We start from the raw sequence: 23,451 nt of genomic DNA, 5'->3' as shown, positions 1-23,451 counted from the left end.
CCGCGAGCGGTGAGGGCACCGCGCCCTCGACAGACTTGAAGATAGCCAAGCGATCGCGAGACGCACGATGCAGTCGTGGCTGCCTGATTGCCCAATACTGGTAGACCAGGCAGAGAGCGGACCGTGTGCGCCGTTGCTGCAGGGCTCTTGCCCGCCCACCATCGCAGGACACGCCGCAAGTACATCCCTATGGCTCCGTGGCAGCATCCATGCCGCCACAGGTCCGGCGACGGGGGCGGGCAAGGACCAGTCACGATGGTCGGTGCGCTGTGTCTGCAGTCGGTGCGCAGTGGTTTCAACAATCAGCCGACCAGCCACACTTCAACGTCTGGCTTGACCGCATCCAGCGGCCCGACGCCAAGGCCCCGTCGCTGCAACCGATTGCGCCTCATGGCACGCCACTTGCAGTCTTGCGGTATGACAGCCCGGCCAGCAGCCCGTGACAGCGCGTGGGCCAGGCTGCAATCTGTTGGGGTTGCGTTCGGTCGTCACGTCGTAGTCTGCCGCGCGGTCCTCGTCGGGAGGGGCGAAGACTGCACAATGGCCTTCGCTTCCTTTAACGGTCGATTCTTTAGGATGAGCCGCGACGTTGCGTCGCCGCCAGGAGAGTTTGTGCATCGGAGTGGTTTCATAGCTGCCAACACCGCGACCTGGTCGCACGCCGCCGGGTACGTCCTGCATGCGGCGCACCTGGCAACGTCGCTACGCGTTGCGGGGATGGACCTCCCGCATCAGCCCTTACTGTCGCCAGCGTGCGGCGGGCAGCCTTGATGGACGGCACCGTGACTCTTCCCCCCGCACCAACCGCAGTCTCTTCCGTTTCCGCCCTCGATGCCGGCCAGCCTACGCTGCCTCCGGAAGCGCCCTTGGCGATGCCCGAACAAAGTCTGCGCGAAGGCAGCCTGCAGGTTCGCCACCAGCGCACCTCGCCGGTGGGAATCGGCGTGCGCCGCTTCTATCTTATCGGCGGCACCTTCGCCACCACCGCCATCGCCGTGTGGGTGATGCTCAGCGTGCTGTGGCCCGACGGTATCAGCGTGCTGGAAGGCTGCCTGCTCGGCCTGTTCGTGTTGCTGTTCGCCTGGATCGCCATGTCCTTCGCCAGCGCGGTAGCCGGTTTCGTCACCGTGGTGGCGCGCGCCGGGCGCAAGCTCGGCATCGACCCCGAGCAGCCGCTGCCCACGCTGCGCTCGCGCACCGCGCTGCTGATGCCGACGTATAACGAAGACCCGCGCCGCCTGCTGGCCGGCCTGCAGGCCATCTACGAATCGGTGGCCGAAACCGGCCAGCTGGAGCACTTCGATTTCTTCGTGCTCAGCGACACCACCCGCGACCACATCGGGCGTGCCGAAGAACTGGTCTACAACGAACTGTGCGACCGCGTCGACGGGCACGGCCGCATCTTCTACCGCCGCCGCGCCGACAATGCCGCGCGCAAGGCCGGCAACGTGGCCGACTGGGTACGTCGCTTCGGTGGCAGCTACCCGCAGATGCTGATCCTGGACGCCGACAGCGTGATGACCGGCGACACCATCGTGCGGCTGGTTGCCGGCATGGAAAACAACCCGGACGTGGGCCTGATCCAGACCCTGCCGGCCGTGGTCAATGGCCAGACCCTGTTCGCCCGCATGCAGCAGTTCGGCGGCCGCGTGTACGGGCCGATCATCGCCTTCGGCGTGGCCTGGTGGCATGGCGCCGAGAGCAACTACTGGGGCCACAACGCCATCATCCGCACCCAGGCCTTCGCCGATCATGCCGGCCTGCCGTCGCTGCGCGGGCGCAAGCCGTTCGGCGGGCATGTGCTCAGCCACGACTTTGTCGAAGCGGCGCTGATGCGCCGTGGCGGCTGGGCCATGCACATGGTGCCGTACCTGCAGGGCAGCTATGAAGAAGGCCCGCCCACGCTCACCGACCTGCTGATCCGCGACCGCCGCTGGTGCCAGGGCAACCTGCAGCATGCCAAGGTGGTCGGCGCCAAGGGCCTGCACTGGATCAGCCGCATGCACATGCTGATCGGCATCGGCCATTATTTCACCGCGCCGATGTGGGGCCTGCTGATGCTGATCGGCATCGGCATTCCGCTGGCGGGCGGCGGCATCGATCTGGCCGGCAACCTGCCCTTCTCGCCGGCGCGCTACTGGCACGGCAGCAGCCAGGGCAATGCGATCTGGATCTTCGTCTGCACCATGTTCGTGCTGCTGGCGCCCAAGCTGCTGGGCTATATCGCCCTGCTGCTCAACCCGCGCGAACTGCGCGCCTGTGGCGGCGCCATCCGCGCCATGCTGAGCATCCTGCTGGAAACCGTGCTGGCTGCCTTGATGGCGCCGGTGGTGATGTACCTGCAGTCGCGCGGCGTGTTCGAAGTGCTGGCCGGCAAGGATTCCGGCTGGGACGCGCAGGTGCGCGACGACGGCAAGCTGTCGTGGCCGGCCTTGCTGCGTAGCTATGGCGGGCTGACCGTGTTCGGCCTGTTCATGGGCGCGGTGGCCTACACGGTGTCGCCGTCGCTGGCGGCCTGGATGGCGCCGGTGATCGTGGGCATGGCGTTGTCGATCCCGGTGGTGGCGCTGACCTCGCTGCGTCGTTCCGGCCTGGCGTTGCGCCGTGCCGGCATCTTCTGCATCCCCGAAGAACTCGACCCGCCCAAGGTGCTGGTGCGTGCGTCCGAGCTGCGCCGCGCCGCCGCGCTGGAACCCTCGCTGATCTGAGTGCCCGCAGGGGCGATCCGCCATAGCTGACCGGCGCGTGCCCCGGCGCGCGGGCCGATCGCTGCCGACCCATATGCCCGCTTCCGGTCCTGCGCTGCGGCAGTCCGGCCCTGGCGTGATCGGGCCGATCCGGCGCGCAAGGCATAATGCCCGGCCCCCAAGCGGAGCTGGATGATGCTGGAAGTGATCGAACGCGAGACCGGACCGAACCCGCAATGGAGCGTGCTGTGGCTGCACGGGCTGGGCGCCGATGGCAGCGATTTCGCCCCGATGGTGCCGGAGCTGGTGCGCCCGCAGTGGCCGGCGCTGCGCTTCGTGTTCCCGCATGCGCCAATCCGCCCGATCACCATCAACAACGGCGTGCGCATGCGCGGCTGGTACGACATCGTCGGCATGGATTTCGCCCAGCGCGCCGACAAGGCCGGCATTGCCGAATCGGTGGCCCAGGTCAACGCCCTGATTGCCCATGAGCAAAGCCGCGGCATCGCGCCTGAGCGCATCCTGCTGGCCGGCTTTTCGCAAGGCGGCGCGGTGACCCTGGCCGTCGGCCTGCAGCGCAGCGTGCCGCTGGCCGGGCTGATCGCCCTGTCCACCTATCTGCCGGATCCGGCCGCGGCCGCCAGCCAGTTGCAGCCGGCGGCCCTGCGCCAACCGCTGTTCATGGCCCATGGCACGGCCGACCCGGTGGTGCCGTTCGCGGCCGGTCAGGCCAGCATGGAGGCCTTGCGCACGCTGGGCTTCGCACTGGAGTGGCACACCTATCCGATGGGGCACCAGGTCTGCCTGGAAGAGATCGAGGCCCTGCGCGACTGGATGCAGGCGCGCTTCACCGCCGCCTGAGCCCATGGCCACCGGCGCGCCGCAGATCACCTGGATGCCGGACCTGTGCCGGCTGCCCCGGCTGGGCGCGATGCTGGGCCTGGCCGAACTGGTGGTGCTGGTGGTGACCCTGGTGCCCGACGCCGGCGCCGCGCGCGGGATCACTCTGTCGCGCTTTGTCTCGGCCAGCGGCCTGGCCCTGTGGCTGGCCTTGGCGGTCAGCGTGCTGCTGTGCGTGTTGCGGCCCTGGCTGTCGCGCCTGCCGCCCAGGCTGGGCGGCCTGGCCGCGCTGTCGATCGCCGCGGTCGTGGCGATGCTCGGTGCCGGGATCGTGCACGGCCTGTACGCGGTGCTGGACCAGGCCCCGCTTGGCCGCCTGGTCGGCTTCTGGCGGTTCACCCTGGGCAGTGCCGCCACGGTGGTGCTGATCACCGCGCTGGCGCTGCGCTACTTCTACGTCAGCGACCGCTGGGAGGCGCAGGTGCAGGCCAGCGCGCGCGCCGAGGCCGATGCCCTGCAGGCGCGCATTCGGCCGCATTTTTTGTTCAACAGCATGAATCTGATCGCCAGCCTGCTGCGGCGTGACCCGGTGGTGGCCGAGCAGGCCGTGCTGGACCTGTCGGATCTGTTCCGCGCCGCGCTGGGGGCCGGCGAGGGCCTGTCCACCCTGCGCGCCGAATGCGAACTGGCCGAACGCTACCTGGCGATCGAATCGCTGCGCCTGGGCGAGCGCCTGCAGGTGCGCTGGCACCGCCAGGAGCCGTTGCCCTGGGAACTGCCGATGCCGCGCCTGGTGCTGCAACCATTGGTCGAAAACGCCGTGCTGCATGGCGTGTCGCGCATGCCCGAGGGCGGTACGCTGTACCTGTCGTTGCGCCAGCGCGGCAACCAGCTGCAGATCCGCATCGTCAACCCCGCCCCGCAACCGGGCACCCAGTTGCCGCTGCTGGCCGGTGCCGGCCACGCCCAGGCCAGCATCTCGCACCGGCTGGCGTTCCAGTTCGGGGCGGGGGCACGGATGGCGGCCAGCTGGACTGAAGGCTACTATGCCTGCGAGATCACATTGCCGCTGCCGTGAGGGGAAAGTCACTGCAGCGAGGGGGAGCCCATGACGGCCACGCAAGTGCGGGTGCTGATCGCCGATGACGAGCCACTGGCGCGCGAGCGTCTGCGCATGCTGCTGGCCGAGCATCCGCAGGTCGAGGTGATCGGCGAGGCCGAAAACGGCGCGCAGGTGCTGCAGCAGTGCGAACACCTGCACCCGGATCTGGTGCTGCTGGATATCGCCATGCCCGGGGTGGACGGGCTGGAAACCGCGCGCCTGCTGCGGCAACGCCAGCCGCCTCCGGCGGTGGTGTTCTGCACCGCCTACGACCAGCACGCGCTATCCGCCTTCGACGCGGCCGCGCTGGATTACCTGATGAAACCGGTGCGCCCGGAACGCTTGGCGTCTGCGCTGGAAAAGGTGACCACCTTCCTGGCCGGCCGCGCGCCCAGTGCCGCGCAGGCCCCGCTGCGCACGCATTTGTGCGCCCGTCTGCGCGGCAGCCTGCGGTTGATCCCCGTCGGCGACATTCGTTACCTGCAGGCCGAGGAAAAGTACGTCATCGTCCATCACGCCCGGGGCGAAGACCTGATCGAAGAGTCGCTCAAGTCATTGGAGGACGAATTTGCCGACCGTCTGGTGCGCATCCATCGCAACTGCCTGGTCGCTCGCGACGAACTGGTGGAACTGCGCCGCAGCAGCGATGGCCAGGTGCACGCAGTGCTGCGCAACGTGCCGCAGCCCCTGGAAGTGAGCCGCCGTTGCGTGGCCAGCCTGCGCGAACAACTGCGCTAGCGCAGGTGGATCGCCGTGGGCCGGCTGGAGCAGCACGGCACGGAGCAGCGGGCGATGGCGGGTGGAGCTGTGCCGCAGCAGTCATTGCCGGCGCACGCGGTGTAGCGCAACGTGACCCAGCCGCTGGAAGTGCGGCGACGCAGCGTAGCCAGCCTGCGCGAACGACTGCGCCAGAGCAGGCCAATCGCCGTGGGCCGGATGGAGCGGAGCGCATGCGCAGACACGGTGCGCCGCTGACGGCGGACGAGCGAGTCCTTCGCCGAAAGATGACGCTGCTACCGCCGGGATCTGCTCCGCGGTCTCGGGCGTCATCGGTTGCACCGCTCTAGCGCTGATCTCTCCATGCGCCGCAGGCTGGCGCCAGCCTGCGGCGCCGCGCGCTGGCGGCCATGCCGTCGCCTCAGTCCTTCTGTTGCGGGGTGTGTATGAGTTACGCGCCGGCTCCGCGATAATGGGTGGATGACCACGCTCCGCATCGCTACCCGCAAGAGCCCGCTCGCCTTATGGCAGAGCGAACACGTCGCCGCCGCGCTGCGCCAGCACCATCCCGGCCTGGAGGTTACGCTGGTGCCGATGAGCACCCGCGGCGACGAGGTGCTGGACCGCTCGCTGGCGGCGATCGGCGGCAAGGGCCTGTTCCTGAAGGAGCTGGAGCTGGCCATGCTGCGCGGCGAGGCCGATTGCGCGGTGCATTCGCTGAAGGACGTGCCGATGGAGCTGGACGCCCCATTCGTGCTGCCGGCGATCCTGGGCCGCGGTGATGCTGCCGATGCGCTGGTGTCCAACCTCTACGCCAGCCTGCAGGCCTTGCCGCTGGGCGCACGCGTGGGCACCTCGTCGTTGCGTCGCCAGGCGCAGCTGCGCGCCGCGCGCCCGGATCTTGAGCTGATCGACCTGCGCGGCAACGTCAATACGCGTCTGGCCAAGCTGGATAACGGCGGCTACGACGCCATCGTGCTGGCCTGTGCCGGCCTGCAGCGGCTGGGTCTGGATGCGCGCATCAGTGCGCGATTGGACGCGCCGGAATGGTTGCCGGCTCCGGCGCAGGGCGCAGTGGCGGTGGAGTGCCGTGGCGACGATGCGCGTGTCCACCGTCTGCTGGCGGTGCTGGACGCGCCCGCCACCCGCGTCTGCGTGGAAGCCGAGCGCGCGATGAACCGCGCGTTGCACGGCAGCTGCCACGTCCCGGTGGCAGCATTCGCGCGCTGGGAAGGCGAGGGCCTGTACCTGCAGGGCATGGTCGGCAGCGCCAGCGACGGACGCCTGATCCACGCCGAGGCCCATGGCAGCGCTGCAGAGACAGAAGACCTCGGCCGCCGCGTCGCGCAGGGCCTGTTCGACAAGGGTGCCGCGCAGCTGCTGGCCGAGCTCTGACCCGGGCCCGGAAACAGACATCTGCCTCATAGGAGCGGCCTTGGCCGCGAGCGGCGTTACCGCGGTAAAGCCCTTCGCGGCCAGGTCTGCTCCTACATTTGCGGGTTGTTTACTTGAAGGTATAGACCAGGTTGACCGTGGTCAGCGTGTCGGTCTTCTTGTCGCCATCGCTGACTTCGCTGTTATGGCGCATCTGCCAGGCCGCCTTCAGCGCGAAATGCGAGTTCATGCTCACCTGCACGCCGAAGTCGTTCTGCGCATACGTGTTGTATTCGCCCGATTCCACCAGCAGCGTGTTGATCAGGTCGGTGTTGTCGGTAACGGTGTACTTCAGGTCGAACAGGCCGCGCCCGATCAGGCCGGTCTCGTTGCGGTCCTCGTCGCTGTTGTGTGCGCGGCGGATACCCGGGCCCACCTGCGCGTCCAGATAGAACCGGTCGGCGTTGATCAGGCGTGTGCCGTAGCCGATGCCGAAGGTGGCCAGGCGATCGTAGGTGGCGAAGTCGTCGTGTTCATAGCGGCCGGTGGCGGTGAGCTGGCGGTGTTCGCCCAGCTGCAATGCGCTGCCGGCGCTGCCGGTGTAACGCTCGGCGGTGGTCTGGCGCTCGCGCGTGGTGCTGCCATCGTCATTGGTGTTGGTGTATTCCGAGCTCGAGCGCAGCGCGGTGGCATCCAGGCTGTGGATCCAGTCGCCGTCGGTATAGCGCAGGCGGATGCGGCCGTTCAGGCTGTCGGTGGTGCTGTTGCCATGCGCGGCGGCGTAGCCGAGCTCGCCACTGCTGCCGCCCCAGGGCGATGGCATCACCGCCGCGGCGGGGTCCACCGGCGTTGGTGCAACTGCCTGGGCCCAGACGGCGGGCGTGATCAACAACAACGGCAGCAAGGCAGACAACGGGGCACGGCGGGACATGGGCGGCTCGCTTGAGGGCAGGGCAGGAGGGTGGAAGCGATTTCATGATAACGGACTGTGCGGTCCGTCATAACCGGGTGAACGCCACGCTTCATTGGCGGTTGGGATGCTGGTGCGTGCGTTCCGCTTGAGCTCGGCATACGGGTTTGGTTGCCGCCACGCTGCTGGAGCCCACCACGGTGCCCGCAGCACCTGTGCCTGGATCCCTGGCACCGGGCCATGGTTGGATCGCGCTGCCACCAAGCTCGCACGCCAGCCGCCAGAAGCGTGTCTGCCGGCAGCGCCTCCAGCACACCACGCGCCCGTGGGCACCCGCCGCACCACGGCACAGGTGCCACGCTCACCCCGCCGCGCGAAGACTCGGACATAATCGGCGCATGGACCGCTATGAACGCATCAACTCCCTGCATCGCTTGCTCAAATCGGCGCGCTACCCGGTCACGGTGGCGCGGCTGCAGGATGAGCTGAGCTGTTCCCGTGCCACCGTGTACCGCGACCTGGCGTTTCTGCGCGATGCGCTGATGGCGCCGGTGGAAGGCGATGGCGAATCGGGCTTCCGGTATCTGTCCGGCGAGAGCGATCGGTTCGAACTGCCCGGCCTGTGGCTGAGCTCGGAAGAGCTGCACGCGCTGCTGGCCTCGCAGCAGTTGCTCGCACGCACCGGTGGCGGGGTGCTGTCCTCGATGCTGGCGCCGCTGCAGCAACGCATCGAAGGCCTGTTGGCCGCCCAGGCGGGCGTATCGCAGTGGCCGGTGGATCGGGTGCGGGTGATTCCGCACCGCGGCCGCAAGCTGGACGAAGCCAGCTTCCGCACGGTGGCTTCCGGCGTGCTGGAGCGCAAGCAGCTGAGCTTCGATTACCGCGCGCGCTCCACCGACGAGTCGACCAAGCGCACCGTGTCGCCGCAGCGTATCACCCATTACCGCGACAACTGGTACCTGGATGCCTGGGACCACGGCCGCGACGGCGTGCGCAGCTTTGCGGTGGACCGCATCAACCACGCGCGCCTGCTCGATGCCGCGCCGCGCGATGTGCCCGACAGCGAGCTCGATGAGCAGCTCGCGGCCAGTTACGGCATCTTTTCCGGCGCGCCCAAGGGCTGGGCGACCATCGTGTTCAGCGCCAAGGCCGCGCGCTGGGTAGCCGACGAACATTGGCATTCCAAGCAGCAGGGCCGTTTTATGCCCGATGGCCGCTACGAGCTCAGATTGCCGTACAGCAATTCGCGCGAATTGCTGATGGACGTGCTGCATTACGGCTCGGACGCTGAGATCGTCGAGCCGGTCTCGCTGCGCGAGCAGGCCAAGGCGCTGCTGTCGCTGGCATTGAGCAACTACGACTGAGCCAGACTGGACGCCTCTGCGCAGGCGTCTTGTGCACCTGTTGGGCGGCTCGCTAGCGACATCCAGGTCACGGGCCATCTTTTCAACGCAGGCACGCTGCTGACGGGGTTCGCCCGCGTGCGGCGCCGGTAGCCGGCGTCTCCGCTACTGTGCGTGCACGCCACGCGCGTGGACGATGCACTCGCTGCACAGAGACAGGCTTGCTGCCGCAGCGTAACGGCAGCCGGCTTAGCGCTCGTTCGGCACTTCAAAGCCCAGGCGGCCCACCTGTTCACGCAGCTGCGGCACTCGCTTGAGTTTGTCGGTGTAGATGGAATAGTCGTCGCGCATCTTGTTGACCAGCGTGCGGTACTGGTCGCGGCTCATGTCCGGCTTGCGCGCGAAGATCCAGGCCAGGTCGCGGCCGGGGTAGGAGATCAGCATCCAGGAACCATCCGGTGCGATTTCCAGGATGCGCTGCTTGGCCGGGATCACCTTGTAGAACCACACCCGCCAGTCGCGATTGCCGCTCTCTGCATCCACCGACGCGCGTGCGTTGACTTCCTTTTCCGGCTCGCTGAAGCCTTCGCGATACAGATAGCGCACCGCCACCTTGCCGTCTTCGACCAGGGTGTATTCGTCGCGGCTGGTCACGTGGCCGCGCTCGACCGCGTTGGGCATGCGCGCAATCACATACCAGGTACCCATAATCTTGGACAGATCGATCGCCGGCTCGGTGGTGGACGTGTCCCTGGCATGCGCCACGGGCAGGCCGAGGACAAGCAGGAAAGCGAGGGCGATCGTAACGGTCAGGCGCATCGCAACATCACAAAGGGGCGGTAGGTGCAGCACACTACCGCATGCAGGGGGCAAGTTCGCGTCAACGGTCGGGCCTGGCGCGCGCCACCGGCCCAACGGCAGCCGCCGGCGCCCCGAACGGCGGGTGACGCGTACGCAGCGAGTACTGGTCAGTCCGGCCAAGGCCATTGCTGCGCATGGCTGGGACGTCGGCGCGGTGCCGCATGCCGCGTTGACGGGGGCCGCAGATCGGGCTGCGGTGGCGAGGTGCGACGTTGGACAGGCGTGCTGGCTGGCCGATCGACGCATTGAACGCGCATCGGTGCCGCCGGCTACCTTCTCGCTGACAGGCCAGCGCTGCCGCATGCCGGCAATGCGACGAGGCGGTGCGAATGGCGTTGCCCCAAGCGCGCGAGTGCCCGAACCCCGGACCCCGAATCCCGAATCCCGAATCCCGAACCCCGGACCCCGGACCCCGGACCCCGGACCCCGGACCCCGGACCCCGGACCCCGGACCCCGGACCCCGGACCCCGGACCCCGAATCCCGAATCCCGAATCCCGAATCCCGAATCCCCGCCAGCCCACCCGACGCGCCCACGATCGCCACATGCCGCCGCCGAACGGCGCCGACCAGTCATCCGCCGCCGCCCAGGCCCCGCGCAGCACCGGCCCAGCGCCTGGAGATTCCAGTGTCCAGGTCGCAGTCGGTGAGATGGACGCAGGCAATGCTGCGCGCCTGTTCCGATCCCTTCTGCCACGGAGTGCCGCCATGTCGCATCGTTCTTCCCGTCGTTCCGAACGTCCCGACCCGCGCGTGCTGCGCCCGGTCCGGCAGATCGCCCTGGCCGGGCTGGCCCTGGTGCTGGTGTGGCCGGCCGCGCGCGGGCACAGCGAGTGGATCGGCTGGCTGCCGCTGTGGCTGGTAGGCATGCCGATGCTGGCCTGGTGGAGCCTGCACCGGTTTGCATTGCCGACGCTGGCGCGTCCGGGGGCACGAAGGGCCGCGCCGCGCCGACGCGGCCCGCAGGCGCAGCGCCGGCGGGTGGCTTCACGGGCGGCGGCTCCGGCGCGCGCGGCCTGACCTTCGGCAGGGGAGGGCCGGCGAGGCGCTGTGCTAGGTTTTGCGGCATTGGTTTTTCCGGAAAAATACATGCCCAAGTTCGCCTCGATCTGCCTGGTTGCCGGCCTGATCACCGCTGGCGCCGTCTCTGCAGAGGAAACCGCTGTGTCCAACGACCCCTACGCCTGGCTGGAAGATGTCACCGGCGCCAAACCGCTGGACTGGGTCAAGGCCCAGAACGCCAAGACCGAAGCGCGCCTGGCCACGACGCCGGCGTTCAAGCAGATGGAAACCAGCATCCGCGAGGTGCTGGATTCGGACGCCAAGATCCCGGGCGTGCAGAAGATCGGCGCGTACTACTACAACTTCTGGAAGGACAAGCAGCACGAGCGCGGCCTGTGGCGGCGCACCACGCTGGACGAATACCGCAAGCCGGCGCCCAAGTGGGAAACGGTGCTCGACCTGGACGCGCTCAACAAGGCCGAGGGCGAGAACTGGGTCTGGCACGGCGCCGACTGCCTGCGCCCGGAGTACCAGCGTTGCCTGATCGCGCTGTCGCGCGGCGGCGCCGATGCCGATGTCACCCGCGAGTTCGACCTGGGCAGCAAGCAGTGGGTCAAGGATGGCTTCTTCCGTCCCGAGTCCAAGGGCGGGTTGGGCTGGATCGACAGCGAAACGGTCTATGTCTTCACCGATTTCGGTGCCGGCAGCATGACCAGCTCCGGCTACCCGCGCATCGCCAAGCAGTGGAAGCGCGGCACCCCGCTCAGCGCCGCGGCGGTGGTGTACGAAGGCAAGCCGACCGACATGTACATCGCGGCGATGCACGACGACACGCCCGGCTTCGAGCGCGATTTCGTCAGTCGCACGCTGGCCTTCTACAACGACGAGCTGTATCTCAAGGGCGCCGACGGCAAGCTGGTCAAGGTGGATGTGCCCAATTCGGCCAGCAAGGCGGTCAAGCGCCAATGGCTGACGCTGGAGTTGCGCGAGCCGTGGACGGTCGGTGGCAAGACCTACAAGGCCGGCTCGCTGCTGGCCACGCGCTTTGACGACTTCATGGCCGGCAAGCGCAGCTTCGATGTGCTGTTCGAACCCACCGAGACCACCTCGCTGGCCGGCGTGGCGTGGACCAAATCGCACCTGGTGTTGAACGTGCTGGAAGACGTCAAGAACCGCCTGAGCGTGATCACGCCTGCGCAGGATGGCTGGAAGAAGAGCGCCTTCGTCGGTGCGCCGGCATTCGGTACCGTCGATGTCAGCGCAGTGGACAGCGACGACAGCGATGCGCTGTGGCTGACTGTCACCGACTACCTGACGCCCACCACTTTGTCATGGGTCGAGGTGGGCAGCGCGCCGCAGCCGCTCAAGACCATGCCGACGTTCTTCGATGCCGGCAAGGACAGCATCGAGCAGCACTTCGCCACCAGCAAGGACGGCACCCGCGTGCCGTACTTCCTGGTGCGCCCGAAGGATCTCAAGCTCGACGGCAGCGTGCCGACGTTGCTGTACGGCTATGGCGGTTTTGAGATTTCGATGACGCCCAATTACTCCGGTGGCCTGGGCCGCGCCTGGCTGGAAAAGGGGGGCGTCTACGTGGTGGCCAACATCCGCGGCGGCGGCGAATACGGCCCGCGCTGGCACCAGGCCGCGCTCAAGCAGAACCGCCACAAGGCCTATGAAGACATGGCCGCGGTGGCCAAGGACCTGGTGGCGCGCAAGATCACTTCCACCAGGCATCTGGGCGTGCAGGGCGGCAGCAACGGCGGCCTGATGACCGGCAACATGCTCACCCAGTATCCGGAGCTGTTCGGTGCGGTGGTGGTGCAGGTGCCGCTGCTGGACATGAAGCGCTACAGCCACCTGCTGGCCGGCGCCTCATGGATGGCCGAATACGGCAACCCGGATACCGACGACTGGAAATTCATCCAGACCTTCTCGCCGTACCACCTGTTCGATGCGAAGAAGACCTACCCGCCGGTGATCTTCCTCACCTCCACCCGCGATGACCGCGTGCACCCGGGCCACGCGCGCAAGATGGCGGCCAAGATGATCGAGGCCGGCAAGGACGTGACCTACTACGAGAACATCGAAGGCGGCCACGGCGGCGCAGCCAACAACGCGCAGGCTGCGCATATGGCGGCGCTGGCCTACAGCTTCCTGTGGGAGCGGTTGGCCGACTGAGTTGGTCTTGGAAACAAATCCTCAACTTGATCTGCTTTTTTATGTGTTGCGTTGAACCAAGCCCTGGGCCGGGTGGTCCAGGGCTTTTTGTTATTTCCTTCTCCCGCCGGGAGAAGGTGCCCGAAGGGCGAATGAGGGTACGGTCGCACGCAGGAGGTGTTCCTAAGCGCAAAAAGTAAAAGCGCAGAGCCTGAAAAAAGCTGCTTTTATCGACCGCAGTGAGCGATGTTGCGGCTGAATGCCGCTACAGCGATGAGCCGTGCGAAACGCGCGTCATGTGATCAAAAATGCTTCAACCCACGCGCGATGCGCTCCACCGCCTGCTCCAGGCGTGGCAGGCTTTGCGTGTAGGCGATGCGTACGTGCTGGTTGGCGCGGTGGAAACCGAAGTCGATGCCTGGCGTAAACGCAACATGTTCGGTTTCCAGGAAGTGCGCGCAAAACGCCTGTGCATCGTCTGAAAATCCGCTGATGTCGGCATAGAGGTAGAACGCGCCTTGCGGTTCGACGGCGATCGTGAAGCCTAGCTCGCGCAGGGCGGGCAGCAGGTAGTCGCGACGTTGCTGGAACTGCGCGCGGCGCGCTTCGAAGATGGCGATGCTGTCCGGGGTGAAACACGCAAGCGCCGCGTGCTGCGCGATGGTGGAGGCGCTGATGTAGAGATTCTGCGCGAGTTTCTCCAGCTCCGGCACCGCGTCGGGCGGTGCGATCAGCCAGCCCAGCCGCCAACCGGTCATGCCGAAGTACTTGGAAAAACTGTTTAGCACAAACGCGCTGTCGTCCACTTCCAGCACGCTGTGTGCGTCCAGCCCATAGGTCAGGCCATGGTAGATCTCGTCCACCACCAGATGCCCGCCTTGTGCACGCACGGCATGCGACAACGCGGCCAATTGATCGCGTGACAGCACGCTGCCGGTGGGGTTTGCCGGCGAGGCGACCAGCGCACCTACGCTGTCGGTGTTCCAGCACGCGTCCACCAGGGCCGGGGTGAGCTGGTAGTCGCTGTCGGCCCCCACAGGCACCAGCTGTGCGGCACCTTCGACCAGGCGCAGGAAGTGCCGGTTGCACGGGTAGCCGGGGTCGGCGAGCAACCAGTGCTTGCCGGGGTCCACCAGCAGGCTGCTGGCCAGCAGCAGCGCACCGGAGCCGCCGGGGGTGACCAGGATGCGTTCCGGGTCGACGGTGCAGCCGTAGCGTTGTGCATAAAACCCGGCAATCGCCTCGCGCAATGCGGGCAGCCCGCGTGCGGCGGTGTAGCGGGTATGCCCGGCGGCCAAGGCAGCCTGCCCGGCGGCCACGATCGGCGCGGCGGTGGTGAAGTCGGGTTCGCCAATTTCCAGGTGGATCACATCGTGACCTGCCTGTTCGAGTGTGTTGGCGCGGGCCAGCAGCGACATCACATGGAACGGGGCGATGTCCTGGCTGCGTCGGCTATACCCGGCCGCGGGCGAAAGCGTTGAGTTCATTGCGAAGATGATAGGCCAGCATGACCTAGGACACATGACGTCCGGCGACGGGCTCTTCCACACTCGGGCGCTGGGATGGCATTGCGTTCATCCGACGGACCCCAATCTGATGAAACCTGTCCTGACCTTGTTGATCGCCAGCCTGATGACCACAACCGCATCCTCTGCACTTGCCGCTCTCCCCACGCCGCCAGACGTCGCCAGGCACCCGCATGTGGTCAAGGCACCGTTCGGTGCGACCCGCAACGACGACTACTACTGGCTGCGCGACGACAAGCGGCAGGATAAGGCGATGCTGGCCTACCTCAACGCCGAGAACGCCTACACCGACAAGGTGATGGCGCCGCTCAAGCCGCTGGAAGATACGCTCTACGGCGAGATCGTCGGGCGCATCAAGCAGGACGATGCCAGCGTGCCGTATCGCGAGCGTGGTTATTGGTATTACACCCGGTTCGAGGCCGGCAAGGATTACCCGATCCAGGCGCGCCGCAAGGGCAGCATGGAAGCGCCGGAAGAAATCCTGCTGGACGTCAATCAGATGGCGCAAGGCAAAGGCTACTTCAGCGTGGGCGAGGCGGAGGTCAGCCAGGACAACCGCATTCTTGCCTGGGCGGACGATGCGATCGGCCGCCGTCAGTACACGATCCGTTTCAAGAACCTGGACACTGGCGAGATCTATCCGGACACCGTGGAAGGCGTTGCGGCCAACCTGGTGTGGGCCGATGACAACAAGACGGTGTTCTATGTCGAAAACGACCCGGAAACGCTGCTGACCGTCCGCGTCAAGAAGCATGTGCTGGGCACTCCCGCCAAGGACGATGTGCTGGTCTACGAAGAAAAGGACGACAGCTTCTACATGGGCGTGGGCCGCACCCGCGACGACAAGTACATCACCATCGGCGTGGAAAGCACGGTGTCCTCCGAAACGCGTTACGCATTGGCGGCCAAGCCGGACACCTTCAAGGTGCTGGCCAAGCGCGAGCGCGATGTGGAATACAGCGCAGAACACTTCGATGGCCGTTGGGTGATCCGCACCAACGCCGATGGCGCCGAGAACTTCAAGCTGGTGACTGCACCGACCGACGCGACCACGCGTCAGCAGTGGACCGACTGGGTGGCGCACGACGAGAGCGTGTATATCGAAAACTTCGAGTTGTTCGACGGCTTCACCGCCATCGAAGAACGCTCCGGCGGCCTGGAGCGTGTACGCCTGCTCAAGCGCGATGGCAGCCATGAATACGTCAAGGCCGATGAGCCGGCATATTCGATGGGCCTGTCGGTCAATCCCGAGCCGGACACCGCGTGGCTGCGCTACAGCTACACCTCGTTGACCACGCCGGCGACCACCTACGAACTCAATACGCAGACCGGCGAACGCAAGCTGCTCAAGCAACAGCCAGTGATCGGCTACGACCCGGGCAAATACGTCACCGAGCGGGTCTGGGTGACCGCGCGCGACGGCGTCAAGGTGCCGGTGTCGCTGGTCTACAAACAGGGCTTCAAGAAGGACGGCACCGCTGCGTTGTTCCAGTACGCCTACGGCAGCTATGGCATGTCCACCGACCCGGCGTTCAATCTGCCTGCAGTGAGCCTGCTCGATCGCGGCGTGGTGTATGCGCTGGCGCATATCCGGGGCGGCCAGGAGATGGGCCGCAAGTGGTACGACGATGGCAAGTTGCTGCACAAGAAGAACACCTTCAACGATTTCGTCGACGTCACCCGCGGGCTGGTGGCGCAGGGGTACGCCGCCAAGGACCGGATTGCGGCGTCCGGCGGCAGTGCCGGTGGGCTGTTGATGGGCGCGGTGGCCAACATGGCGCCGCAGGACTACCGCGTGCTGGTGGCGCAGGTGCCGTTTGTCGATGTGGTGACCACCATGCTCGACGCCAGCATTCCGTTGACCACCAACGAGTACGACGAGTGGGGCAACCCGGAAGAGAAGGATTACTACGATTACATGCTGTCGTACTCACCGTACGACAACGTGCGCAAGCAGGCGTACCCGGCGATGTTCGTGGGCACCGGCTTGTGGGACTCGCAGGTGCAGTACTGGGAGCCGGCCAAGTGGGTGGCGAAGTTGCGCGATGACAATACCGGGACGCAGCCGATCGTGTTCCGCACCAACATGGAGGCGGGGCACGGTGGCAAGTCCGGGCGTTTCCGGCGCTACCGCGAGCTGGCCGAGTCGTATGCGTTCGTGCTGGATCAGCTAGGCGTGAAGTGATCTGCTGGGCAAAACGACGCAACTGAGACTGCGGCATGCCTCCTTCTCCCGTCGGGAGAAGGTGCCCAAAGGGCGGATGAGGGAAAAGTTGCGCAAAGGCATTGCAGCGATGCGATGACACGCGCCGTCTGAAGTCGTGAGCCCAGCCTTGAAGGCAGAGCTTGAGATCAAGCGTGGTCGAGGGCGCCGTGCGCGGGTGACCCGTGTTTGGCAAGGGTCACCTCACCAGAGCCGCTGTCGCTGGACGTGATGACACTCTTCCACGCGGTGCACCCCGCCGAGCTCGCAGCGCTCAGACAAGGGCGCTCCCGCGGCCGCACGCGGCTGCCATGCTCGCTCGCTGTCAGGTGGCGTGCTGAAACATGGCAAGGCACGCGCAACAGCCATGCGTGACGGTAGTGCTGCCAGCGCTCGGCCTGGCGCGCGTCGGGCCGCGTGGCCGCGAGGACAGGCGCGATTCAATGCGATGCGCCGGCACCTCGGGCCGGGACAGGCAGGACGCGCGCCTTGGCTGCGCTGGAGAGACCACCGTGGCCCGCTGTGGTCGTATCATTTGGCCATGACGCGACCGAACCGATTCCGCTGGGCCTGGTGGTTGCTGGCCTACGCCAGCCTGGCCACCGGCATCGTCGGCATCTTCGTGCCCGGGTTGCCGACCACCGTGTTTATCCTGATCTCTGCCTGGGCGGCGTCGCGTGGCTCCGAGCGCCTGCATGCGTGGTTGCTGTCGCATCCCCGCTTCGGGCCCACGATCGTGGAATGGCAGACCTATCGCGCGGTCAGCCGCAAGGCCAAGTGGATGGCGACGCTGACCATGACGGTGTGCGCCGGGATCATGCTGTGGTGCGTGCCGGTGTTCTGGGTGAAATGCCTGTCGATCGGCAGCATGGTGGTGGTGGCGATCTGGCTATGGCTGCGTCCGGAGCCGCCACCGCGGGCGATGCCGGCACCGCAGTGAGCGCACACGGCAGTCAGGGTGTTCTGGCTATACTCCGGGCCATGAGCATCATGTCCCGACCGTCTGTTCGTCTCGCACTGGTTGGTGCGACCTTTGTCCTGCTTGCCGCCTGCGGCAACAAGGGCCCGCTGGTGATGCCGCAGAAGCCGGTGCCGGTGGAAGCCCAGCCGGTGCCGCAGCCACCGGATGCGCCGCAACCGCTGGATGAGTCGACGCCGGCACCTGCGCCGGTGCAGACCGAGCCCACGCCCGTCCCCACCACCGATCAGCCCGCTAGCAGCGGCAATGAGCGCTGACGGTCGCAGCGCGCGTCTGCGTTTCACCAAGATGCATGGCGCCGGCAACGATTTCGTGGTGCTGGATCTGCGCGACGGGGCGCCACCCCCGGACGCCGCATTGGCGGCGCGGCTGGCCGACCGGCATTTCGGTGTGGGCTGCGACCAGATCCTGACCATCGAGGCCCCGCGCAGCGACGGCGCCGTGGCGGCCTATGGCATCTGGAATTCCGATGGCTCGCCGGCGCGCCAATGCGGCAACGGCGCGCGCTGCGTCGCGGCCTGGCTGGTGCGTGACGGCACCGCCCAGGGTGAGCGCTTCGTCATCGACAGCCCGGTCACCGCGCACGCGGTTGAGCGCATGGATGCCGGCACCTACGCGGTGGCCATGGGCGTGCCGCAGTTCGAGCCGACCCGCATCCCCCTGGCAGGGTTTGCACATGCGCGTGAGGAATATGCCTTGCCGGTGCACGGCGAGACGGTGCGCTTTGGCGCGGTCTCGATGGGCAATCCGCACGCCGTGCTGGAGGTTGGGCGCGTGGATGCCGCACCGGTGGAGCGCCTGGGCAGCTTGTTGCAGCAGAACGCTGCCTTCCCCGATTCGGTCAACGTCGGCTTTGCGCAGGTGGTGGACCCCACGCATGTGCGGTTGCGCGTATTCGAACGCGGCGTGGGCGAAACGCTGGCCTGCGGAAGCGGGGCATGTGCCGCGGCGGTGGTGCTGATGCAGCGCGGCCGCGTGGAGCGCGACGTGCGTGTATCACTGCCCGGCGGCGAGCTGCGCATTCGCTGGCCCGGCGATCAGGACGAGGTGGTGATGTCCGGCCCGGCCGTGTTCGTCTTCGATGGAGAATGGAACTGATGAGCGACAACACGGACAAGTTCGGTGCGCACGAGGTCGCAACGTGGTTGCGTCGCCATCCCACCTTCCTCAAGCAGTTCCCGGATCTGGCCGTGAGCCTGCTGGTGCCGCGCGACGAGGGCCCCACTGCCTCGCTGGCGACCTATCAGCTGGAAGTGCTGCGCGACAAGAACCGCGAGCTGTCGCGACGGCTGCACGAGCTGGGCAGCAATGCGCAGATCAACGAGCGGCTGGCGGTACGCACGCACCAGTTGACGCTGGCGTTGATGCGCCAGACCAGCGCAGCCGATACGCTCAAGGCAATGGCGGCCTCGCTGGCGGAAGATTTCAACGGCGAACTGGTGCGGCTGGTATTGCTCAAGCCGGTTGCTGCGCTGGAGGCAGACTGGCTGCAGGTCATCGCCGCCGACGATGCGCGGCTGGCCCCGTTTCGCGATTGCCTGAGCGATGGCGAGCCGATCTGCGGCCGCCTGCAGGCCGACAAGCATGCGCTGCTGTATGCCGACCAGGCGGGCGAGGTGCAATCCACGGCGTTACTGCCGTTGCCGGGCATCGGCCTGATCGCTGTCGGCAGTAGCGATGCCAACCGGTTCTATCCCGGCATGGGCACGTTGTTCCTGCGCATGATGGGCGAGTCGCTCGGCGTGGCGCTGCAGCGTTTCGACGCGTGATGCCGGTCGCGCGCCGCATTGCGTTGCGGTTGCGGCGCAACGCAGCGTCGATGGCGCGGCAACGGGGTGGCTGAAGTGTCGTCGTCGGTGGATGCCTTCCTGTCGTACCTGCAGGTCGAACGCCAGGTCTCGGCACATACGCTGGATGCCTACCGGCGCGATCTTGCGGCCTTGCTGAGCTGGGCGGCCGAGCAGCACGGCGACGGCGCGCCTGTGGAGGTTGCGCAGCTGGATAGCGCGCAGCTGCGGCAGTTCGTGGCGGCCGAGCATCGGCGCGGCCTGTCGGCCAAGAGCCTGCAGCGGCGCTTGTCCGCCTGTCGCAGTTATTACGCGTGGTTGCTCAAGCATGGCCGGATCGCGGCCAGCCCGGCGGCGGCGTTGCGCGCGCCCAAGGCGCCGCGCAAGTTGCCGCAGGTGCTCGACGCCGACGAGGCGGTGCGGCTGGTCGAAGTTCCCACTGATGCGCCGCTGGGCCTGCGCGACCGTGCGCTGCTGGAGCTGTTCTATTCGTCCGGGCTGCGCCTGAGCGAACTCTGCGCGTTGCGTTGGCGCGATCTGGATCTGGCCAGCGCACTGGTGATGGTGCTGGGCAAGGGCGGCAAGCAGCGGCTGGTACCGGTGGGTTCGCATGCGATTGCTGCATTGCGCGCGTGGCAGCGCGACAGCGGCGGCCGCGCGGACACGCACGTCTTCCCCGGCCGCGCGGGCGGCGCGATTTCGCAACGCGCGGTGCAGATCCGCATCAAGCAACTGGCGGTGCGCCAGGGTATGTTCAAGGACGTGCACCCGCATATGCTGCGGCATAGTTTCGCCAGCCACATCCTCGAATCGTCCGGCGATCTGCGCGGTGTGCAGGAATTGCTCGGGCATTCGGACATCGCCACCACGCAGATCTACACGCATCTGGATTTCCAGCACCTGGCCAAGGTCTACGACGCCGCGCATCCGCGTGCGAAGCGTAAGAAAGCGACTGAGTGAGCGCTGGGGTGTGTGTCAGCGACATCGCCGCATGATCAACTGATGCAACTGATCTGGCTAATGCAGCGGCGAGCCGTCCACTAGCGGCGGCGGGCGCGTTCTGGAGAAGGGGCTCAGGGCCTCTCTCCCGGTGGGAGAGGGGCTAGGTGGCTAGCGCGTTGGCATGGCCTCACTGTTTGCGTTCGGACCGAGTGCGGCGCGCGTCCGGTTGAGGCAGTCGATCGCCGTGTCGCGAGGCTTCTCCATGTCGCGTGCCCGCGTCGCTTCGTCGCAGCGCGCTTGAACCCGGCAGGGGCGTCCCCACCTCTTTGGAAACCCCCGGAGGACCCATGGATCCCAGCCAGAACCCCAACATCGTTCACGCCACCACCATCATTTCGGTTCGGCGTGGTGGGCATGTCGCCGTCGCGGGCGATGGTCAAGTCACGCTCGGCCATACGGTCATGAAGGGCAACGCGCGCAAGGTGCGCCGTCTCGGCCGCGAAGGTCAGGTGCTGGCGGGCTTTGCCGGTGCAGCCGCCGATGCCTTCACCCTGTTCGAGCTGTTCGAAGCCAAGCTCGACAAGCACGGTCAGCTGACCCGCGCCGCCGTGGAACTGGCCAAGGACTGGCGTACCGAGCGCCGCCTCGGCAAGCTCGAAGCGTTGCTTGCGGTGGCCGACAAGGAGACTTCGCTGATCATCAGCGGCACCGGTGATGTGATCGAACCGGAAGACGGCATCATCGCCATCGGTTCCGGCGGTTCTTACGCCCTGTCGGCCGCACGCGCGCTGCTGGCGCATACCGAACTGGATGCCAAGACCATCGCCACCGAAGCGATCAACATCGCCGGCGATATCTGTATCTACACCAATCGCAACGTGGTGGTTGAAGAGCTGTGATTCGGGAGTGGGGATTGGGGATTCGCAATAGCGCTCCTTTCCCTGCGCCCGGATACCTATCGACCGTTCCTACTCCGCTTCTACGAATCCCCAATCCCCAATGCCAAATCCCGAGACTTCAACCATGACTCCGCGCGAAATCGTGCAGGAGCTCGATCGTCATATCGTTGGCCAGCACGACGCCAAGCGCGCGGTCGCCATCGCGCTGCGTAACCGCTGGCGCCGCATGCAGTTGCCGGAAGAACTGCGCAACGAGGTGATGCCCAAGAACATCCTCATGATCGGCCCGACCGGTGTCGGCAAGACCGAGATTGCACGACGTCTTGCAACACTGGCCAACGCACCGTTCGTCAAGGTCGAAGCCACGCGCTTTACCGAGGTGGGTTATGTAGGCAAGGACGTGGAGCAGATCATCCGCGACCTGGCCGACACCTCGGTCAAGCTGTATCGCGAGCAGGCCAAGGTGCGCGTACGTAACCAGGCCGAGGAACGCGCCGAAGACCGGATCCTGGATGCGCTGCTGCCGCGCCGTGCGGCCGGCATCGGGTTCGACCCGGAAGCGGCGCGCAACGAGCCGTCGTCGCAGGACAACGAAACCCGCATCAAGTTCCGTCGCATGCTGCGCAACGGTGAGCTGGACGAGCGCGAGATCGAGCTGGAAGTGGCCGTCAATGCCAGCATGGACATCATGACCCCGCCGGGCATGGAAGAAATGGGCCAGCAGTTGCGGCAGATGTTCGCCAACATCGGTGGCGGTAAGTCGCAGAAGCGCAAGCTCACCATCAAGGCCGCTCGTCCGCTGTTGATCGAGGAAGAAGCCGGCAAGCTGGTGAACGAGGACGATGTGCGCACCGCGGCGATCGAAGCCTGTGAGCAGCATGGCATCGTGTTCATCGATGAGATCGACAAGGTGGCCAAGCGTGGCGAAGCCGGCTCCAACGGCGGCGATGTCAGCCGCGAAGGCGTGCAGCGCGATCTGCTGCCGCTGGTGGAAGGCTCCAACGTGTCCACCAAGTACGGCACGGTCAAGACCGACCACATCCTGTTCATTGCATCAGGTGCGTTTCACCTGGCCAAGCCCAGCGATCTGATTCCGGAGCTGCAGGGCCGCTTCCCGATTCGCGTGGAATTGACCGCGCTGACCAAGGCCGATTTCGTGCGCATCCTCACCGAGCCCAAGGCGGCGTTGATCAAGCAGTACGAAGCCCTGCTGCAGACCGAGGGTGTGCGCTTGACCTTCGGCGCCGATGCGGTGGAGCGCCTGGCGGAGATCGCTGCACAGGTCAACGAGCGGCAGGAAAACATCGGCGCGCGCCGCCTGCACACGGTGCTGGAGCGTCTGCTCGATGTGCTGAGTTACGAGGCGCCGGACCGTGACGGGCAGAGCGTCACCGTCGATGCGGCCTATGTCGATGCGCAGCTCGGCGAGCTGGTGCAGGACCCGGACCTGAGCCGCTACATCCTCTGATCGCAGCGCAGCTGCACGCAGATGCCAAATGCAATGCGCGGATGGCATCTGGCGTGAAATGCAGTGCAAGCGCGGCAGAAACGCATCGCAGGACGATGCATGCTGGCAGATGCAGTCAAAGGCCGAGTCGGTCGAGGGCGCGGCGCCCTCACCGCTTGCGGGACACGCCGTGAATCCGTCCCTGAAGGCTTGGTGGCGGCATCCATGCCGCCACACGGTCCCGCAACCGGCCAGGACACCGCACCAGGCAGTTGGCTGGTGGTTTTGTTGAAAGGCCAAAGACACCGCGTCGCAGCTTGCTAGTCGCTGTTGAAATCCATGCAGACCGATCATCTCGACTGGTCCTTGCCCGCCCACCGTCGCGGGACCCTGAGCGGCATGGATGCCGCGCCGGAGCCTACATGGACGTACTTGCGGCGTGTCCCGCGATGGTGGGCGGGCAAGGGCCCTGCAGCACACTCGCAGCGTCGAGGGCGCGATGCCCTCACCGCTTGCGGGACACGCCGTGAATCCATCCCTGTAGGCTCGGTGGCGGCATCCATGCCGCCACACGGTCCCGCAACCGGCGAGGACACCACGCCAGACAGTTGGCTGGTGGTTTTGTTGAAAGGCAAAGACACCGCGTCGCAGCTTGCTAGTCGCTGTTGAAATC

19 protein-coding genes are annotated in these 23,451 nt (G+C 66.5%); 16 read left to right on the top strand and 3 right to left on the bottom strand.

Annotated elements, in window-relative coordinates; genetic code table 11:
• The first annotated feature begins 770 nt into the window (after window positions 1-770).
• From mdoH to hemC, 5 genes are all read left to right on the top strand, one after another.
• Complete coding sequence (mdoH, locus tag ABQZ09_RS18735) at window positions 771-2,708, top strand: glucans biosynthesis glucosyltransferase MdoH (RefSeq protein ID WP_184553072.1); 1,938 nt, start codon at window positions 771-773, stop codon at window positions 2,706-2,708.
• A gap of 171 nt (window positions 2,709-2,879) precedes the next feature.
• Window positions 2,880-3,548 (top strand): alpha/beta hydrolase, encoded by a 669-nt coding sequence (locus ABQZ09_RS18730; protein ID WP_349777615.1) that lies wholly within the window; start codon window positions 2,880-2,882, stop codon window positions 3,546-3,548.
• A gap of 4 nt (window positions 3,549-3,552) precedes the next feature.
• On the top strand, window positions 3,553-4,605 hold the full coding sequence (locus tag ABQZ09_RS18725; protein WP_349777614.1) for a sensor histidine kinase: 1,053 nt from the start codon (window positions 3,553-3,555) through the stop codon (window positions 4,603-4,605).
• Window positions 4,606-4,635: 30 nt separating this feature from the next.
• Window positions 4,636-5,367 carry a LytR/AlgR family response regulator transcription factor gene (locus ABQZ09_RS18720; protein WP_349777613.1) on the top strand — a complete coding sequence of 244 codons (732 nt, stop codon included), beginning with the start codon at window positions 4,636-4,638 and terminating at the stop codon, window positions 5,365-5,367.
• Window positions 5,368-5,826: 459 nt separating this feature from the next.
• A complete protein-coding gene (gene hemC / locus ABQZ09_RS18715) occupies window positions 5,827-6,741 on the top strand; it encodes a hydroxymethylbilane synthase (protein WP_349777612.1) in 915 nt (304 codons plus the stop codon).
• A gap of 109 nt (window positions 6,742-6,850) precedes the next feature.
• Here the strand turns inward: hemC and ABQZ09_RS18710 are convergent, their stop codons facing one another.
• Window positions 6,851-7,651 carry a DUF481 domain-containing protein gene (locus ABQZ09_RS18710; protein ID WP_039415146.1) on the bottom strand — a complete coding sequence of 267 codons (801 nt, stop codon included), beginning with the start codon at window positions 7,649-7,651 and terminating at the stop codon, window positions 6,851-6,853.
• A gap of 377 nt (window positions 7,652-8,028) precedes the next feature.
• Between ABQZ09_RS18710 and ABQZ09_RS18705 the strand changes: the two genes are divergently transcribed.
• Window positions 8,029-8,994 carry a helix-turn-helix transcriptional regulator gene (locus ABQZ09_RS18705; RefSeq protein WP_039565524.1) on the top strand — a complete coding sequence of 322 codons (966 nt, stop codon included), beginning with the start codon at window positions 8,029-8,031 and terminating at the stop codon, window positions 8,992-8,994.
• A 228-nt stretch (window positions 8,995-9,222) separates the two neighbouring features.
• On the opposite strand, the gene ABQZ09_RS18700 is transcribed toward ABQZ09_RS18705, so the two are convergent.
• Window positions 9,223-9,792 (bottom strand): lipocalin family protein, encoded by a 570-nt coding sequence (locus ABQZ09_RS18700; RefSeq protein ID WP_039415704.1) that lies wholly within the window; start codon window positions 9,790-9,792, stop codon window positions 9,223-9,225.
• A gap of 749 nt (window positions 9,793-10,541) precedes the next feature.
• Between ABQZ09_RS18700 and ABQZ09_RS18695 the strand changes: the two genes are divergently transcribed.
• Window positions 10,542-10,853, top strand: coding sequence for a hypothetical protein (locus tag ABQZ09_RS18695; RefSeq protein WP_349777611.1), 312 nt, complete (start codon window positions 10,542-10,544; stop codon window positions 10,851-10,853).
• A 69-nt stretch (window positions 10,854-10,922) separates the two neighbouring features.
• A complete protein-coding gene (locus ABQZ09_RS18690) occupies window positions 10,923-13,016 on the top strand; it encodes a prolyl oligopeptidase family serine peptidase (protein WP_349777610.1) in 2,094 nt (697 codons plus the stop codon).
• 281 nt (window positions 13,017-13,297) lie between these two features.
• Here ABQZ09_RS18690 and ABQZ09_RS18685 read toward each other — a convergent pair whose 3' ends face one another.
• Window positions 13,298-14,482 (bottom strand): pyridoxal phosphate-dependent aminotransferase, encoded by a 1,185-nt coding sequence (locus tag ABQZ09_RS18685; protein WP_349777609.1) that lies wholly within the window; start codon window positions 14,480-14,482, stop codon window positions 13,298-13,300.
• Window positions 14,483-14,591: 109 nt separating this feature from the next.
• Here ABQZ09_RS18685 and ABQZ09_RS18680 point away from each other — a divergent pair, with 109 nt between their 5' ends.
• From ABQZ09_RS18680 to hslU, 8 genes are all read left to right on the top strand, one after another.
• Window positions 14,592-16,706: a S9 family peptidase gene (locus tag ABQZ09_RS18680; RefSeq protein WP_349777608.1), complete on the top strand. Its 2,115-nt coding sequence runs from the start codon at window positions 14,592-14,594 to the stop codon at window positions 16,704-16,706.
• A gap of 559 nt (window positions 16,707-17,265) precedes the next feature.
• On the top strand, window positions 17,266-17,664 hold the full coding sequence (locus ABQZ09_RS18675; protein WP_184553058.1) for a YbaN family protein: 399 nt from the start codon (window positions 17,266-17,268) through the stop codon (window positions 17,662-17,664).
• A 41-nt stretch (window positions 17,665-17,705) separates the two neighbouring features.
• Window positions 17,706-17,960, top strand: coding sequence for an LPS translocon maturation chaperone LptM (gene lptM / locus ABQZ09_RS18670; RefSeq protein ID WP_184553056.1), 255 nt, complete (start codon window positions 17,706-17,708; stop codon window positions 17,958-17,960).
• On the top strand, window positions 17,950-18,801 hold the full coding sequence (dapF, locus tag ABQZ09_RS18665; protein WP_039414843.1) for a diaminopimelate epimerase: 852 nt from the start codon (window positions 17,950-17,952) through the stop codon (window positions 18,799-18,801). The genes lptM and dapF overlap by 11 nt, the downstream gene beginning before the upstream one ends.
• A complete protein-coding gene (locus ABQZ09_RS18660) occupies window positions 18,801-19,472 on the top strand; it encodes a DUF484 family protein (RefSeq protein WP_039414862.1) in 672 nt (223 codons plus the stop codon). Before dapF ends, ABQZ09_RS18660 begins: the two co-directional genes overlap by 1 nt.
• 75 nt (window positions 19,473-19,547) lie before the next feature.
• Complete coding sequence (gene xerC / locus ABQZ09_RS18655) at window positions 19,548-20,450, top strand: tyrosine recombinase XerC (RefSeq protein WP_039565547.1); 903 nt, start codon at window positions 19,548-19,550, stop codon at window positions 20,448-20,450.
• A gap of 329 nt (window positions 20,451-20,779) precedes the next feature.
• Window positions 20,780-21,331 carry an ATP-dependent protease subunit HslV gene (gene hslV, locus ABQZ09_RS18650; RefSeq protein ID WP_005997221.1) on the top strand — a complete coding sequence of 184 codons (552 nt, stop codon included), beginning with the start codon at window positions 20,780-20,782 and terminating at the stop codon, window positions 21,329-21,331.
• 100 nt (window positions 21,332-21,431) lie between these two features.
• Entirely contained in the window at window positions 21,432-22,799 is a 1,368-nt protein-coding gene (hslU, locus tag ABQZ09_RS18645) for an ATP-dependent protease ATPase subunit HslU (protein WP_039413085.1), read from the top strand.
• Window positions 22,800-23,451 lie beyond the last annotated feature (652 nt).

Source organism: Xanthomonas sp. WHRI 6106, assembly GCF_040202405.1.
Classification (GTDB): domain Bacteria; phylum Pseudomonadota; class Gammaproteobacteria; order Xanthomonadales; family Xanthomonadaceae; genus Xanthomonas; species Xanthomonas cannabis.
This window is presented reverse-complemented; position numbering and strand designations above follow the sequence as displayed.